This is a genomic window from Aliibacillus thermotolerans (assembly GCF_027853235.1).
In the GTDB taxonomy this organism is placed as follows: Bacteria; Bacillota; Bacilli; order Bacillales; family Marinococcaceae; genus Aliibacillus; species Aliibacillus thermotolerans.
Window position 1 is genome coordinate 112,262 of sequence record NZ_WKJG01000050.1, and the last position, 16,521, is coordinate 128,782.

Annotated in this window: 11 protein-coding genes; 1 reads left to right on the forward strand and 10 read right to left on the reverse strand. The window is 40.0% G+C overall.

Annotated elements, in window-relative coordinates; all coding sequences use genetic code 11:
* Positions 1-81 precede the first annotated feature (81 nt).
* Positions 82-2,781 (forward strand): PBP1A family penicillin-binding protein, encoded by a 2,700-nt coding sequence (locus GJS40_RS09020; protein WP_270897544.1) that lies wholly within the window; start codon positions 82-84, stop codon positions 2,779-2,781.
* Positions 2,782-3,180: 399 nt separating this feature from the next.
* Here GJS40_RS09020 and GJS40_RS09025 read toward each other — a convergent pair whose 3' ends face one another.
* The 10 genes from GJS40_RS09025 to panB form a co-directional block, all read right to left on the reverse strand.
* Positions 3,181-6,765 carry a dynamin family protein gene (locus tag GJS40_RS09025; protein ID WP_270897545.1) on the reverse strand — a complete coding sequence of 1,195 codons (3,585 nt, stop codon included), beginning with the start codon at positions 6,763-6,765 and terminating at the stop codon, positions 3,181-3,183.
* Positions 6,765-7,451, reverse strand: a complete 687-nt coding sequence (nth, locus tag GJS40_RS09030; RefSeq protein WP_270897546.1) for an endonuclease III — start codon at positions 7,449-7,451, stop codon at positions 6,765-6,767. The genes GJS40_RS09025 and nth overlap by 1 nt, the downstream gene beginning before the upstream one ends.
* Before the next feature lie 20 nt (positions 7,452-7,471).
* Complete coding sequence (locus GJS40_RS09035; protein WP_270897547.1) at positions 7,472-8,161, reverse strand: DnaD domain-containing protein; 690 nt, start codon at positions 8,159-8,161, stop codon at positions 7,472-7,474.
* A 68-nt stretch (positions 8,162-8,229) separates the two neighbouring features.
* Positions 8,230-9,417, reverse strand: coding sequence for a pyridoxal phosphate-dependent aminotransferase (locus GJS40_RS09040; protein ID WP_270897548.1), 1,188 nt, complete (start codon positions 9,415-9,417; stop codon positions 8,230-8,232).
* Positions 9,418-9,618: 201 nt separating this feature from the next.
* Positions 9,619-10,092, reverse strand: coding sequence for a hypothetical protein (locus GJS40_RS09045; protein WP_270897549.1), 474 nt, complete (start codon positions 10,090-10,092; stop codon positions 9,619-9,621).
* Positions 10,089-11,414, reverse strand: a complete 1,326-nt coding sequence (locus GJS40_RS09050; protein ID WP_270897550.1) for an amidohydrolase — start codon at positions 11,412-11,414, stop codon at positions 10,089-10,091. Before GJS40_RS09050 ends, GJS40_RS09045 begins: the two co-directional genes overlap by 4 nt.
* A gap of 20 nt (positions 11,415-11,434) precedes the next feature.
* Positions 11,435-14,236, reverse strand: coding sequence for an ATP-dependent DNA helicase DinG (gene dinG, locus GJS40_RS09055; protein ID WP_270897551.1), 2,802 nt, complete (start codon positions 14,234-14,236; stop codon positions 11,435-11,437).
* Positions 14,237-14,311: 75 nt separating this feature from the next.
* Positions 14,312-14,695 carry an aspartate 1-decarboxylase gene (gene panD, locus GJS40_RS09060; RefSeq protein WP_270897552.1) on the reverse strand — a complete coding sequence of 128 codons (384 nt, stop codon included), beginning with the start codon at positions 14,693-14,695 and terminating at the stop codon, positions 14,312-14,314.
* Positions 14,677-15,561: a pantoate--beta-alanine ligase gene (gene panC / locus GJS40_RS09065; protein ID WP_270897553.1), complete on the reverse strand. Its 885-nt coding sequence runs from the start codon at positions 15,559-15,561 to the stop codon at positions 14,677-14,679. The genes panD and panC overlap by 19 nt, the downstream gene beginning before the upstream one ends.
* Positions 15,558-16,397, reverse strand: a complete 840-nt coding sequence (panB, locus tag GJS40_RS09070) for a 3-methyl-2-oxobutanoate hydroxymethyltransferase (RefSeq protein WP_270897554.1) — start codon at positions 16,395-16,397, stop codon at positions 15,558-15,560. The genes panC and panB overlap by 4 nt, the downstream gene beginning before the upstream one ends.
* Positions 16,398-16,521: the final 124 nt, after the last annotated feature.

Genomic DNA, 16,521 nt, shown 5'->3' on the forward strand with positions numbered 1-16,521 from the left:
TATGTAACCTTTTCCTTCCCCGTGCGTCTAATCATTTGAAAAATGATTCCTGTTGATGAGAGCGAAGAAAGGAAGAAAACAATGAGCGAAAAATATCGTTCACGAATGGAAAAAAGAAAACGAGCAGAAAAACAAAATAAACGTAAAAAAGCGACTCCAAAAAACAAATTTCCATTATGGAAAAAAATACTGATCACCTTTATTGTTTTATGTTTGTTGCTTGTCACCGGAGGTGCGATTAGTGCAGCGGTCATCATTCAATCAGCACCTGAGCTTGACCCAAATGAACTCGTATTATCCCAAGCAGCGGAAATTTATGATGAAAATGATGAGCTCGTCACCCGCCTCCAATCGGAAGAAAATCGAGATTTAGTAGATATTACAGAAGTGCCGGATCATGTCAAAAATGCCTTTATCGCAGTGGAAGATGTTCGCTTTTATGATCATTTTGGCATTGACATTAAGCGAGTTTTCGGTGCGATTGTGAAAAATATCACCGATGGCTTCGGTGCAGAAGGTGCAAGTACGATTACACAGCAAGTTGTAAAAAATGCTTTTTTAACCTTCGACAAAACGTTAACGCGGAAAATACAAGAGCAATATTTAGCAATCAAACTAGAGCAAATGTATACAAAAGACCAAATTTTGGAAATCTATTTAAATATGATATTTTTTAATGAAAGATCCTACGGGATTGGGGAAGCAGCAAGTGTTTACTTTAATAAAGAAGTTTCCGAATTAACGATTGAAGATGCTGCACTGCTTGCGGCTATTCCGAGACGTCCAAGCTACTATCATCCGATTCAAAATCCGGAAGCCGCTTTAAAGCGTCGCAATATGATCATCGACCTGATGCATACACATGGATTTATATCAGAGGAGGATCGCAATCGTGCGAAAGAAGTCACGATCGAAGAACAAATCAACTACAATCCTCGTCCAGACGAAGTGGTCTATGATTCATTCATTACCCAAGTACAACAAGAAATTGAAGAAATTGACGGGATTACTACCTCTGACCTTTATAATGGTGGTTTAAAAATATACACCACCCTTGATCGTGATGCGCAAGACTTCGCGGAAGAAGTGATTCAAACGAATAACTATATTAGCTACTACCCGGACAGCGAAGATTTTCAAGTCGGTTTTACGTTACTCGATACGAAAACCGGACAAATTAAAGCAATGGTAGGGAATCGTCAAAATCAAGACGTTGCGCGTGGCTTCAATTATGCGGCAAATGCGAAAGCGAGTCCTGGTTCCACCATTAAACCAATTATGGACTATGGTCCGGCGATTGAACATCATCAGTGGTCGACCTTCCATCAAATTGACGACAGCCCTCACACTTATTCCGATGGGACACCGGTTCGTAACTACACGAGAACCCATTCAGGTTCCGTGAGCATGCGCGAAGCCCTTGTTCGCTCTATTAACGTTCCAGCGGTAAAAGCGTTACAAGCAACGGGATTAGAGAAAGCAAAAAACTTTGCTAGCGGGCTAGGTCTCCCAATGGAAGGAGAAATTTATGAATCGGCTGCCCTTGGTGGAGGAGTGGAAGTATCAAGTTTGGAAATGGCAGGTGCCTATGCCGCTTTTGGAAACAATGGAATGTACACAAAACCATATGCCGTTCGAAAAATTGAATTCCCGGACGGGCGTACATTAACTTTAGAACCAGAATCGAAACGTGCCATGAGCGACTATACTGCGTATATGATTACCGATATGTTGAAAGATGTCGTCACTCGCGGAACAGGAACTGGAGCCAACATTCCAAATCTTCCACTGGCAGGAAAAACAGGAACGACAAACTTTGATGACAATGAAAGACAACGTTTTGGTATTCCACAAGGTGGAGCACCGGATGTTTGGTTTAGTGGATATACGACCCAATATACTGCAGCTGTTTGGACTGGATTTAGTGGTCAACGAGGGGAAAATTACTTGATCGGCCAAGAACGAGACATCGCCAAAGAAATTTTTCGCTTGACGATGAGTCATGTGTCTCAAAATATCGACACACCGGACTTTGAAAAACCGGATTCCGTCGTAGAAATTGTTCTTGATCGTTATACAGGACGCCGGGCTCACGCTGGCACCCCTGATAGTGCACGGACAGTAGAATTGTTCGTGAAAGGTACCGGTCCGGAACCAATCTCGATGGAAGAAGAAACCTCCCTTCACGAAATTACAGGGCTACAAGCAACATACGACGAAGAAGCGGATGCGATCTACGTTTCTTGGAATTATGAAAGTGAAGAAAATGAGTCCGTTACTTTCCAAATTGACCATCGAACAAATGACGGGAACTACACGACGATACAAAGTCAAAGTGAGATGCAATTTACTTTGACAAATCCTGAAAAAAATGCCACCCATTATTTCCGAGTCACCGCAACAAGACCTGATGGAGAATCAACTTCAAGAGAAGTCCAAGTCGGAGTAGCAATCGAAGAAGAAGAGACAGAAGAGGAATTGGAAGACGAAGAAACGGATGAAAATCATCTTGGTGAAGAACAAGACGAAACAAAAGAAAATGGTCGTGACACATCAGAAGAAAGCAACAACGAAGAAGAACCTTCAACACCACCAGAAGAGACGGAACAACCGCAAGATGAAGAGAACAATCAACCAACTCAGCCAGATCCGAATGATGATACGTCTTCCAATGGAAATGCGAATGACAATGGATCTAACAACCGTTCCGAAAATGGAAATGACAATGGAGCAAATGCAAATTCCGTTCGACCTGATGACGCCGCTGCACCAACAGAATAAACGGTGAACAAGAATGGGACAAAACTTCAGTTCATCGTCAAAACTTGGTGAGTCTCTCTTTTTGAGTACAAAGAACATTTAAAAAAGAAAATGATGAAAAAAGTGTCGTGTGAACTGGTCATGCGACACTTTTTTCGTACAATCCGAACACGAGTAGTCGTAAGAGGATTGGAATTGGAAATAAAAGGGAAATGCACTTCTGGCGGAAAACTTAAGGAAATATACCGTTAGACAAATAATCCAATCATAGAAGAAGGGAAAACATCCTACAAAAATGGTTCCAAGGAAATTTTAGTGCTTGGAACCATTCTTTTTTGGCTAGTTATGTCCCTGTCTCCTTTATTTTAAAAAACCTCAGCTATCGTCTTTTCCAAAAACGATAAGCAGAGGTTTTTGTTATTAAGCTTGAAGACTCGCTTCGATAAAGCGAACTTCTTCTTCTATTTCTGGTTTTCTATCTAAATCATACAACCAAGTAGAACGCTCCATTTCTTTCTCTATTTCTGCAATGATTTCTTCACGACCTTTCACAGTCAATGTTTGCACGATCTCCTTCAGCTCTTCTTCCATTTCCTTTTCAAATTCTTGCATAAACGGATGCATGACGGAATGGATGTTTTCTCGTAACGCTTCTTTCATTTCGTTTACTTGTTGATTTTCAAAAAAGTCTTTCGTTGATTTGAAATATGACAACAAATGTTCTTGATGCAAAGATAAACGATTATCCTTTTTCAGCGGATGCTGAATGGCAATGTCCAACGTTGGTGGAATAAGATATAGCTGAGGTGGCTTTTGTTGTTCAAAAAATTCCTCCACATATTGGCTTACTGCTTTTTGAGCTTTTGTTTCAAGACGAATGAACATCGTTTCTATTTCTTGAGAGACGTATTGTCTTAAAAATCCTTCCAATTCTTGCAACGCCCCTTGTAGTTGATTTTTTTGTTGCTTTTTCGACGTTGCTGTAAAGATTGTTGGATTGATGACATGATGGAAATAATCTTGAACATGAAAACTTGTTCGCTCTTTTAAATAAGAACTTTGCTGTTCGATTTCTTCCATCAATAAGGAGAAAAGAAATTGTACATGAAATTGAGATACTTTCTTTTTCAGTCGTTCCGCTGCGTCATTTTTCTCCTGAAGATGTTTTTCTAACGCTTTTTGATCTTTCGACATGGATCGTAAAACCATACTTAATTGCTCGAAAATGGTTGTCCATTCTCGCTTCATTTTTTGTAGATGAAGATGTTGCAATTCCTTCCATGTTGTTTCTGTAAAAAATTGTTCAAACTGCTCAAATGCTTTTCCTGTTTCTTCATGATGAGAAAGAGATCGTTTTCTTTTCAGTCCTTCTTTACTGGAAAGGGCAAATAAACGTGGCGTTTGTATGCCATTTTTCTCCAATTGTTCTTTTACGTGCGCTTTTACCCCATGAAGTTCATAGCGATTGGACGCTAAGTCCGCCGCATTAATGATAAAATAGAGCTTGTTTGTTTCAAAGTGTTCATTTGCTCTACCTAGTTGTTGAAGAAACATTTCGTCTGCTTTCGAAAAAGCATGATTGTAATACGTTAAATAAAATATCGCATCGGATTGACGCAACTGTTCAAAAGCGACATTGGTATGACGACCATGAATGGAGTTAACTCCCGGGGTGTCCACTAATTCTAATCCTTTTTCCGTCCATTCAGAATCGTAATAAACAATCACTTCTTGAATCATACAAGCACGTTCTTCTTTCGCAACCCATTCATCAAGCTCTTTTAAATCAATTTGCACTTGTTCCCCTAATCGGCGCTGTTCTCGCTTCATTCCTTCCTTTAACGTGTGTAAATAATCCGCATACATTCTTTGATACCCATTCAATCCTTGCGTAGCTGGTTTTTTCCATTGAGAGATGGAGTCAAAATCTAATGAAAGTCCTAGCTCTCTCGAAGCTGCTTGAATTTCGTCTTGTAAAAAATTTTCATCTTTCATTTGAATCACAACCGTACCGTGCGGATAATCTTCTGTACTTTTACGTATCCGATTGACTGCGGCTGTGGTTGGATGAGGGGAGACCGGTAAAACGGTATCTCCAAGCATCGCATTAATAAAACTGGACTTCCCTGCGCTAAATGCTCCAAACAAAGAAATAACGGCTGTATTGTTTTCATATTGGGTAAGAAGCTGCAATAACCTCTTTTTTTCTTCTTGAAAAATATCTCGTGCAGCGAATGTTTTCAAATATTCGTAGAGTGGTTGAAGAAAAGAATCATCCACGTTTACGGCATCTCTTTCATTCAAGACAATGTCTTCTTTTTCACTAATGACGCTTTCTTCTTCTTGAATGACTGCAATTGGATGAATCGCATCTTCTGGATAAGGTTTTTCAGCTGCTCGTTTCAATGTGTCGAAAAAATGTTGATCCTTTTCATGTTGCTCCAACCATATTTTACATTTTTCGATGGAGCGGTCATACGACGCTTCCGTCTCTTCCCACCGTTCCCACTCTTCCTGTACATGGGACACTGCTCTTTCTTTTTCTTCCAACTCTTCTTTCAATAGATGAAAACGTTTTTCAATGGCGCGTTCATACTCGTGAAATAGGTGATCCGTCTTGTGTTTCACTTCTTTCACAATTTCATTCGTCACGTTTTTCGTAAAAGTATAAACGAACTTACGGTCCATTTCGGTAGCCGAAGTCACAAAGCGAGTAAGTAAGGAGGCGTCGGCAGTAAATTCAATCGTTTGTACTTCTTTTTGATACGTCTCTTTCTCTTCCAATAATACTTCATCAACTTTTAACAACATGTTTCTTACGTGGAAAAGAAGTTGTGTTTTGATTTTTTCGTTTAACTCTTCTAACAGTGCTCGCTCTCGTCGTTGTCGTTCTTCTTTCGTTTTCTTTCCGGAAAATAAAAATCCTACTTTAAATGAAGGTTGTTGACTTTCCAGCCATTGTCGCGCCTTTTCAGTCGTCGTATAAGGAAATAGTTGTGCATTTTGAAACAAATGGTCTCTTTCTTGATAAAGGGATTGGATCGCTTTTCTTTTTTCATCGTTCATATCAGCAAGCCGTTCTTGCCGCTTTTGTCTTTCCATAAACAAATGTGGATCAAGTCCTTTTTCCGTTACCGATTGTTTCCAGTCATCAAAGGCTTCTTCTTTTTCTTCTTTCAAGCGCTCCAGTAAATGTAACACCGTTCCCCGTTCCAATTGTTTTAAACTGTCTTCAATCAGGGAACTACTACTATATGTCATTCCTTTTATAAATTTTTCCAGTTGTTCATATTGGTTAAACGGATGGTCCTCTACTTTCATAGAAGTAAAAAAGACGTGAATCGGTTGGATGCCAAATTGCACTAACATATTTCTCACATTGTTCTCAAAGACTTGTAAAGATAATTCGTTCTCATCATGTTTATCGATTTGATTAATGACAAGAAGGATTGGTTTATTTTCATTGGACAATTGCTTTAAGAAATGGATATTTGTCTCCGACTGAACATGGTTATAGTCGGTCACATATACAATAAAGTCAGTTGTCATTAACTGTTGTGCTGTCACTTGTTGATGACGAACATCTGTAGAATCTACTCCCGGTGTATCTAAAATTTTGGCTCGCTTTGACAAAAAAGGAAGCGGCGCATAAATGCGAATGGAGGAGATGCTCTCTCCATCCATTCCCCATCTTTTCGCTTCTGCCCATGGGATTTCTTCATGCCAAACTTCTACTTCTCCATCGTGTCGTTCTACTTCTAATTTCACATCACCGTTTTGAATAGAAATAACATTCGCGCTCGTTGGAATTGGACTGGTTGGCAATAATTCATTTCCTAATAAACGATTTAACAACGTGGATTTCCCCGCGGAAAAATGCCCGCAAAATGCTATTTCAAAAAAAGGGTCTTCCTTTTTACGCGCTAATTTTTGTAACCGTTCTTCATCTTCTCGTTGAAAAGGAAGTGTAGCTAAGTCATGATCTATTACTTGAACATCATTCATTATACTCCCTCACTTCTTGTTTCCAGCCTACTCATTTTTTCATGTTTTTTCATTCTTTTTTTCCCTTCTCGACACATAGTTAACAACGGGCAAGTTTCACATTTTGGAGACTGTGCTTTACAATGATAGCGACCGAAGAAAATGAGTCGATGATGAGAAATGGACCATTCTTCTTTTGGAATTTTTTTCATTAATGTCTCTTCTACTTGTCGCACGTTATCTTTCCAACGACAAATTCCAAGACGTTTAGAAACACGCTCCACATGCGTGTCCACTGCAATAGCAGGAACACCGAAAGCAACCGATGCGACAACGTTGGCAGTTTTTCTCCCTACGCCTGCAAGAGTCATTAACTCTTCTCTCGTTCGCGGAACTTCCCCGTTAAAATGATCTATTAAAGATTGAGATAACTTTTTGATGTTTTTGGCTTTATTGCGATACAATCCAATCGAACGAATGTCTTCTTCTAACTCTTCTTGACTAACACGGACATAATCTTCCGGTGTTTGATACTTTTTAAACAAGTTTGGTGTGACCCGGTTTACAAGCGCGTCGGTGCATTGGGCCGATAAGACAACCGCAATTAATAGTTCAAAGGGGTTGGAATGATGAAGTTCACATTTTGCATCAGGAAACATTTCCCCAATGGTTGTTAACACCGTTTTCACTTGTTTTTTCGACAACATCGTTTTGTTCTCCTTTGCTATTACGATTCATCTAACCAATTAATATTCGGATACTTCGGAATGGCATCTTTCGGTTTTTCTTGACGTTCTACCTCCTGTTTCTTGCGGAACCGTTCGCGATGGGTTTTTGCTTGTTTAGCTGTTGTAATACCGTTGCGATGCCACTCAAATAAAATGCGATCCATATAACGTAAATTTAATTTACCAGATAAAACCGTTTCATATAAAGCTTCTTTAATTAATTCAGGTGAGTATTTATCTTGGTCTAACCATACGTTGATTGTTTCACACTCCATGGGAGACAGAGGTCTGGAAAACTCTTTTTCAAACAGCTCATACAAATGTCCTTCTGCTTCTTTTTGCGTTGTTTCCGGAGGTGCCATAACTTCTTGAACAATTCGCTCGTACAAAGGATCCAATTGATAGGATTCGAACACAATATCATCTTTTTTATTTTGTTCCATCGATAAGTACCCTTTTTGGATCAGCGACCGTAAACGACTCGTGCATTCTTCCGTCGAAATAGACATGCGAGATGCGATTTCCTCAGGGGTCGGAAACGGATCGTTATCCTCGATAAAGCGATGAATATGAAGCAAAATCACCATCTCGATTTCATTTAAACCTAGTTTCGCATAATAATCAAATAATAGATTCGAAATAGAGGTATGTCCGTATTGAATGAGCGACACGACTTCCGAGCGTTTCATTTGTATACTTTCCTTTCTATCGAGAAAATCAAAAGAAAAGCCCCCAAAAAGTGGGAGCGTGTACGGCGTTATTTGGAGGAATGACGAAGGATAAATCGTTCTATTCTCTCCAATGCTTCTGTCATCAGTTCTAAAGAAGTCGCATAGGATAAACGAATGTTATTCGGAGCACCAAAACCGCTACCTGGAACAACTGCTACTTTTTCTTCCTCCAAGAGAGCAGCGACCCAATCATCCGTCGTAGCAAATCCAGTTTGTTTTACCGCCTCTTGCACGTTCGGGAATAAATAAAACGCTCCCTTCGGCTTGACACATGAAATTCCTGATATAGCTACAAGTTTTTCATACGCCACATTTAATCGTTCTTCAAAGGCTTGTCGCATCTTTTCAACCGAACCGTCTTCTTTCGTATACGCTGCAATTGCTCCATATTGCGCGCTCGTCATAGGGTTCGAGGTGGAATGGCTTGCAATGCTCGTCATCGCTTGAATCAATGTTTTACTTCCAGCCGCATAACCAATTCTCCAGCCCGTCATGGAATGAGATTTGGATACACCGTTAATCACAACGGTTTGTTCTTTTAATGCAGCTGATAACGTCGCAATGGATACATGCGTATTTCCATCATAAATGAGTTTTTCATAAATTTCATCCGAAACAATTACAACATCATTTTTTAAAGCTACTTCTCCAATCGCTTGTAATTCATCTCTTTCATACATGCTTCCGGTTGGATTGCTTGGTGAGTTAATAATCACTGCTTTTGTGCGGGCGGTTATTTTTTCTGCGAGCGCGTCCGGCGTTATTTTAAAATCATTTTCTTCCTCGCCTTTCAGATAAACAGGCACGCCACCAGCAAGCTTCACTTGTTCTGGATAACTTACCCAATAAGGGGTTGGAATAATGACTTCATCTCCTTCATCGAGCAACGCTTGAAATAATGTATATAATACATGTTTGGCTCCCGTACCAACCATGATTTCTTCGTTTGTATAAGAAAGGGATTGGTCCGTTTCAAATTTGTTTCGAATCGCTTCTTTTAGTTCCGGAAGACCGCCAGATGGTGTATATTTCGTCAAACCGTCTTGCATGGACTGATACGCCGCTTCAATAATGTATTGGGGCGTATTAAAATCCGGTTCCCCTGCTCCTAAACCGATGACATCGTGCCCTTCTGCTTTTAATGCTTTCGCTTTTGCAGTGATTGCAAGCGTTGAGGATGGGGTAATGGTCGATGCTCTTTTGGATAGTTGCATGGTGTTTCCTCCTTGCATATTTTCTTTCTATTTATAACTTCTTGTCATATGTCAACAAATAAGATGACTTGTTCACAGGCAAAGTATATCATACTTCGTGCCTGAGTTATAGCCAATCCTTCTTTTGAATGAACCAGTTTTTTCGGATTACTTTTCTTCAACGTGCGTATATCTTTCTGCCATTCACAAGTAGCGATGATATTAATCCATCATCATACTATAGCGTTTTATAAAAGTACCGTCGCGCATATCGAGATAATAAAAGTGAAGCCGGTTATCTTTTTCAAACGTTAATTGATAAAGTGGTGTACCATTTTCTATTCCCGCATGAATACTTTTTATATCATCTATTTGAAACCGGCCTCTTACAAGAGACATTGCTTCTTCTTCCGTTAACGTTTCCTCCAAACTTATTCTTGTTACCACTTGTTCGTCTCTCACAAACAGTCGTTCCAATTCGTTTTGATCAGTTTGAACGATCGCGCTGTAGACAACCTCTTTCCCGTGATAATAATCAACATCCATCACTGATTGAACGTCTTCTTCTTGAAGCACAATCGTTTCAACCCGCTTTACATCTTCAGCAAGAGATGCACGCGCAAAGACATAGAGCGTGCTTCCCGCAATGAGAAGCAAAAAGATGATTCCTAACCCAAACCATATGAATCGTTTCATCGCTGAACCCCTCTTTGCTTTTTCTCTTCAAGCTGTTTAAAAGAACGGTTCGCTTCATAGTAAATTTTTTCTTCATCTAACGTTTGTAATTCTCTCTTACGCATGAGACAAACGCCATCGACAAACACATCCGTTACGTCGTGACCAGAGGCGGAATAAACGAGATGAGAAAAAATATTTTGTTCCGGTTGAAGATGGAAAGCTTTTTTATCAATAAGAATAAAATCAGCCGGTGCGCCTTCCTGAATTAATCCGTCATCACCAAAACCGAGTGCTTTTGCGCCGTTTATGGTTGCCATCTGAAACACTTCCTTCGCCTCGATTGCTTCCGGCTGCTGGAACACTCCTTTTTGTAAAAGACAGGCAATACGCATTTCTTCAAACATATCTAAATTATTATTAGAAGCGGTGCTATCGGTTCCAAAGGTGACATCAATTCCTTCTCGCTTCATTTTCGTAACCGGAGCGATCCCGGAACCAAGTTTTAAATTGCTCATCGGGTTATGGGATACTGTGACCGAAGAGGAAGCCAGTAGTGGCCATTCTTCCTCTCCAACATGGACAACATGCGTAAGGATGGCGTCCCGCTCTAAAAACCCTAACTCCGCTAAGTGGGTAATTGGGCGTTTATGATATTTTTTCAGGTGATCTTGACATTCTTTTTCGGTTTCTGCAACATGAATGCCTACTTTTAACTCGTGTATTGCTGCTTCTTCCACCACTTTTTCTAAAAAAGAAGGAGGACACGTATACGGGGCATGCGGAAATAACATTCCTTTCATTCTGCCCGCCCCATACTCATTCCACTCATTTGCGAAGCGAACCGCTTCTTTTCTTTTTGCTTCTTGTTCTTCCTCCGTACCAAAAGCGATCATTCCCCGACTAAGCACCGCTTTTATTCCTGATTCAAGTGTTGTTTCAAACACTTTATCCATATGCAAATGATACATATCTAAAAACGCCACCGTTCCGGAACGAATCATTTCAGCAAGCGCTAAGGATGTCCCGGTCATCACAGCCTCTTTATCCAATAACGCTTCCCGGGGCCAAATTTCCTTTTCTAGCCACACTTGCAAAGGTACATCATCGGCTACTCCTCTTAGCAATGTCATCGGCGTATGGGCGTGGGTATTATACATTCCGGCGGTTAACCAGTTGTTGTCTCCGGATATGACAGGTAGATGACACTTCTCTTTTGGAACAGGCATTTTTCCGATCGTTTTAATTTTCCCTTCTTTTACTTCGACATAATGATCACGCTTAATGGCGCCGTTTATATGGATGATATGAACATCCCGAAGGATATAATGGCGATCTTGCATGTCAACTCCTCCTTTCCATCTTAATCATTGTTTTGATCAAAAAAGTCAACGATCGATTGCAGCGTTTCTTTGAGCGATTGTCGCTCGATTGGTACATTTGGTAACGACTGAATAAAATATTTTCCATAAGATTTTTCCATCATTCTTCGATCTAACACAATAAAAACACCTTTATCCGATGTTGTGCGGATTAACCGACCAAATGCTTGCTTAAAGCGCAAAACCGCTTCCGGAATCGACCGTTCTTGAAACGGATCTTGACCTTTCCTTTTCATTTCTTGTAATTTCGCTTTCATGATTGGCTCATTTGGAGAAGAAAAAGGAAGTCGCACGAGGACAACGGCTTTAACAGAAGGGATGTCTACTCCTTCCATAAAAGTATTCGTTCCTAACAACATCGTTTCCGCTTCTTGGCGAAACAACTTTAACAATTTTTCTTTTCCTCGTTTTCTCTCTCCTTGAACAAGAAAAGAGCAAGGGCTTTCTTCTTCCCACATTTTCATTTTTCCATATGTTTTTTGTAGCATATCGAAAGACGTAAACAGTACAAGAATTCGTCCATGTACTACCGAAGTCAAATGGAAAAGAAATTCGGAAACATCTTCTATAAAGATCTCTTCCTGCCCTTGTATTTGGCCAATATCCGTTGGTGCATAAAGCCTCACTTGCTCGTCATACGAAAACGGAGAAGGAAGGGACAAAGTTTTCGGCGAAAAATCTTCTAAACCTAACAGTTGTTTCACGTACGTAAAGGTGCGATCGATAGTAAAAGAAGAAGACATTAAGACGACGCTATCCGTTAGTTGAAAGAATGTATTTGCAAGGATGTCTCCAACATGAATCGGACGCTTCGAAATGGCACAATTATTCTCCGCTGCTTCCACATCCACTTCTAACCAATACAAATAGTTCGCTTCTTCTTGCGTCAGAAGGGAGTAAAGTGTATCTATTGTTCGTTCGATTTGTTGTAAAAAAGAAAAGAAGTCTTCTAGTAATGTCATCTTTTTGTCTTCATTCATTGCTTTTTCTAAGACATGGACATAGCTATACCAAAAATCAAGTTCCGTTTCCATCAAAGAGAGAAAACGTTGCAAAGAAATGATGACATTTCTCCATCTCTCTGTAAATTCTTTCGTCGGACGATACGTAACGGTTTTCTTTCTTTGGCGTCGTTCTACCATTTGCTCTGTGAGAGTGAAATGATGAAGCGTGCGAAATAATTCGTCTAATTCATACGTTAACAACATGAAATGATCTTTTCGTTTTTCATACCATCCGGGAGAAAAATGTCGCACCATTTCCTGTTCATAGAAAAATAATGGGCTAAAATATCCTTTGGATTTGAATATATCAAAACGATTTAAAAGTCGCTTTATTTGAAAATAGTCGACATCATCGCCAAAAGATTGGGAAGCTACTTGTTCTAAATGATGTGCTTCATCTACGACGATATGGGATACAGACAGTAAGAAAGATTGCCCTTTTGCTAATTCATGAAAAAGAAGTGCGTGATTCACGATGAGAAGGTGAGCGTCATTTGCCTGTTGTCTCATCCGAAAATAATACTCTCCTTCTCTCCACGGATTAGCTGCACGAGAAAAAATCGTTTCATCACAAACCAATTTTTCTATTAACGTATTTTGTTTCCCGCCGGCAATGTTTAATTCTTCTATATCTCCCGTATCTGTCTCAAGGATCCACACGAGCACTTGCAAAAGTCCCAATGCTTCTTCATACGTATCGAGGGTACCAGAAGTGAGCTGTTTTATTTTTCGCAAACAAGCATAATGACTTTTTCCCTTAAGGACCACTGCTTCAAAAGACTTTGGATAAGCATTTTTCAAAATAGGAATATCTTTTTCAATCAGTTGTTCCTGCAGAGCGACTGTTTGCGTAGAAATGAGCACTTGTTTATTGGTACGTAGAGCAAAAGCGATGGCAGGAATTAAATAAGCAAATGTTTTTCCGATTCCCGGTGGTGCTTCAAGACAAAGATGGTCATTATTTTCAAAGGCGTCTCTTACCGATTGTGCGATCTTTTCTTGCCCATCTCTCATTTCAAACTTTTCCCAATGAGTACGTAATACGTGCTCGACGGAAGATGGGAATGGTTCTTTTTCCACCATTTGTTTTTCTTTTGAAATACGTTTCTTCCCTTGTAGTAAATAAGGTTTTATTGCCAAACCTTGAAAGGAAACGGCAGGTATTTTTTCTTCATCTATACGCAAACTTCGTTTAAATAAATGGTCAATATCACTCTGGACGTATTTTAAAATTTTCAACATCATTTGAACCGTTGGCTTCGGTAATTGAGCTATTTTTTTCATTAATTTGAGCCAAAGGAGTGCCGTTGTCTCTGCATCACTATCTGCTTGATGAGGATGGTCATGTTTTATATGTAAAGCAGTAGCAAGGCGATTTAATTGATAACTATCAAAGGTCGGATATAACATACGAGCGCACTCCACTGTGTCTATTTTGGGACCATGAAAAGACGGATACCCGGCTTGTTGTAATTCCCAATTAATAAAAGAAAGATCAAAATCGACATGGTGAGCGACAAAATAGCCATCTTGTAAATAATCAATGAGAATTGGCGCAATCTCTTCAAAATAGGGCGCATCATTCACATCTGTTGGAGTAATTCCGGTCAACTCTTGAATAAATAAAGGAATTTCTCTTTTTGGGTGAAGATACGTCGCGTATGTATCAACAATGTTATTATTTTCCACCACGGCCAATCCGATTTGAATGATTCTATCTCCTCTCTCAGGAGAATTACCAGTCGTTTCGGTATCTATCACAACATATTTTTCATGCATTATTCTCACTCCGCCTTGCTTCTTCTATGCATGGAAAAGCCCCCGGATAGAACCGCCTCTATCGGGGGCTGTCACTTATTTTACCGTATTTGCAGGTTCTGTCGATAACATTTCTTCAATTTCGTTGTTTTCATTTAAAATGGCTACTTTTGGTGAAAAATTAGCACATTTTTCTTCTTCCACCATTCCATATGCCATAATGATAACACAATCTCCTGGTTGAACCAAACGAGCAGCAGCTCCGTTTAAACAAATGACACCAGAACCTCTTTCACCGGGAATGACGTAAGTTGTAAGTCGTGCTCCGTTGTTGTTATTTACTACTTGCACTTGTTCATTTTCTAAAATATCCACCGCATCCATTAAATCTTGATCAATCGTAATGCTTCCAACATAATTTAAATTCGCTTCGGTGACCGTCGCGCGATGTAGTTTCGATTTCATGAACGTGCGATACATGATACTTCCCCCTTCTCATACGCGATATCTACAATCACATTATCGATAAGACGCGCTTCGCTAAATTGCACCGCAATAGCAATAATGATTGTCCCTCTCACCTCGGACAATGCAGTTAACGTCGGAAAAGTGAGAATATCAATGTAATCAATCTCCCCACTTGTATGTTGTTTGAGATATTCCCTCATCTTTTCTTTAATTACATCGCAATTGGTTGTTCCATGTTGGATCAAGGTAAGGGCTAGTTGTAAACTTTGATATAAGTGAGGTGCTTCTTTTCTTTCTTCCGGCGTTAAACGAACGTTTCGGGAGCTTACCGCCAAGCCGTCCCGTTCTCTTACTGTGTCTACAGGAACAATTTTTACCGGTATATGAAAATCTTCTACCATATTTTGAATGACAGCTACTTGTTGCGCATCTTTTTTACCGAAATAAGCCGCATGAGGTTGTACGAGTTGAAACAATTTCAACACGACGGTAAGCACCCCATCAAAATGACCCGGGCGACTTTTTCCGCAAAGCACGTCAGCTCCTTTTTGCACCGAAACAGAAGTATGAAGGGGGCGTGGATACATTTCTTTGACTGACGGCATAAAAAGCACGTCAGCTCCTATTTGTGATAACAATTCTTTATCTTTATCAATCGTTCTTGGATACGTATCGTAATCTTCTCCTGGTCCAAATTGGAGAGGATTTACAAAAATACTAACAACAAGAACATCTTGTTCCTCTTTTGCCTTTCTCATTAAAGATAAATGTCCTTCATGTAACGCTCCCATCGTTGGAACGAATCCAATGGATTGATTTTCTGCTTTCAATCTGGTGATTTGTGCTTGTAAGTCGAGAACGGTATGAACAGTGATCAAGATTCAACCCCTCCATATACTTTTTGAAGGGTTTCTGTTTCCATGGAGAACGTATGCTCCTCAGATGGAAACGCGCCGCTTTTCACTTCTTCCACATATGCTTCCAATGCTTGTGTAATTGTTTCTCCTACTTGGGCATATTGTTTTGCAAATTTTGGAACAAATCCGGTCGTATAACCGACGGCATCATGAAAAACGAGTACTTGACCATCTACCTGTTTCCCCGCACCAATGCCTATCACTGGAATCGTTAACAGAGAAGCAATATGCTCTGCTAATTGTTTTGGCACACATTCTAACACAAGGGCAAAAGCCCCGTTTTCTTCGACTTGTTTTGCTTCTTTGATGAGTAAAGAAGCGCTTTCTTCTGTTTTCCCTTGCACTTTATAACCACCAAGAACACCAACGGATTGCGGGGTCAATCCTAAATGTGCCATGACCGGAACCCCTGCTTCCGTAAGTTGATCAATGAAAGGGAGTACTCTACCTCCACCTTCAATCTTTACTGCTTGTGCGCCACCTTCTTGCATTAATGTCGCAACCCTATCCATTGTTTTAGAAATATCTCCATGAAATGTAAGAAAAGGCAAGTCTGTCACGACAAATACATCCGGTGCTCCTCTTCGTACTGCTTTCGTATGCAAAAGCATATCCTCCAACGTCACCGGAATGGTTGAATCGTAGCCGTGAACGACCATCCCAGCGGAATCGCCGACCAAAATGATGTCCATTCCTGCTTTTTGAGCGAAATGAGCGGATGGGGCATCATACGCTGTCATCATCGCGATTGGTTCTCGTTCCGCTTTCATTTTTAAAAATGTTGCTGTGTTTTTCATCATAACTCCTCCCCGTCCTTGTCCAGCTAACTGGATCAAGGCAGTATCCTTTTTTATTTTCTTAATAAAAAGTGCAATTCTACTTTTGTAGATATTGCCTTTCTCTATTATAACAAAAATAAAT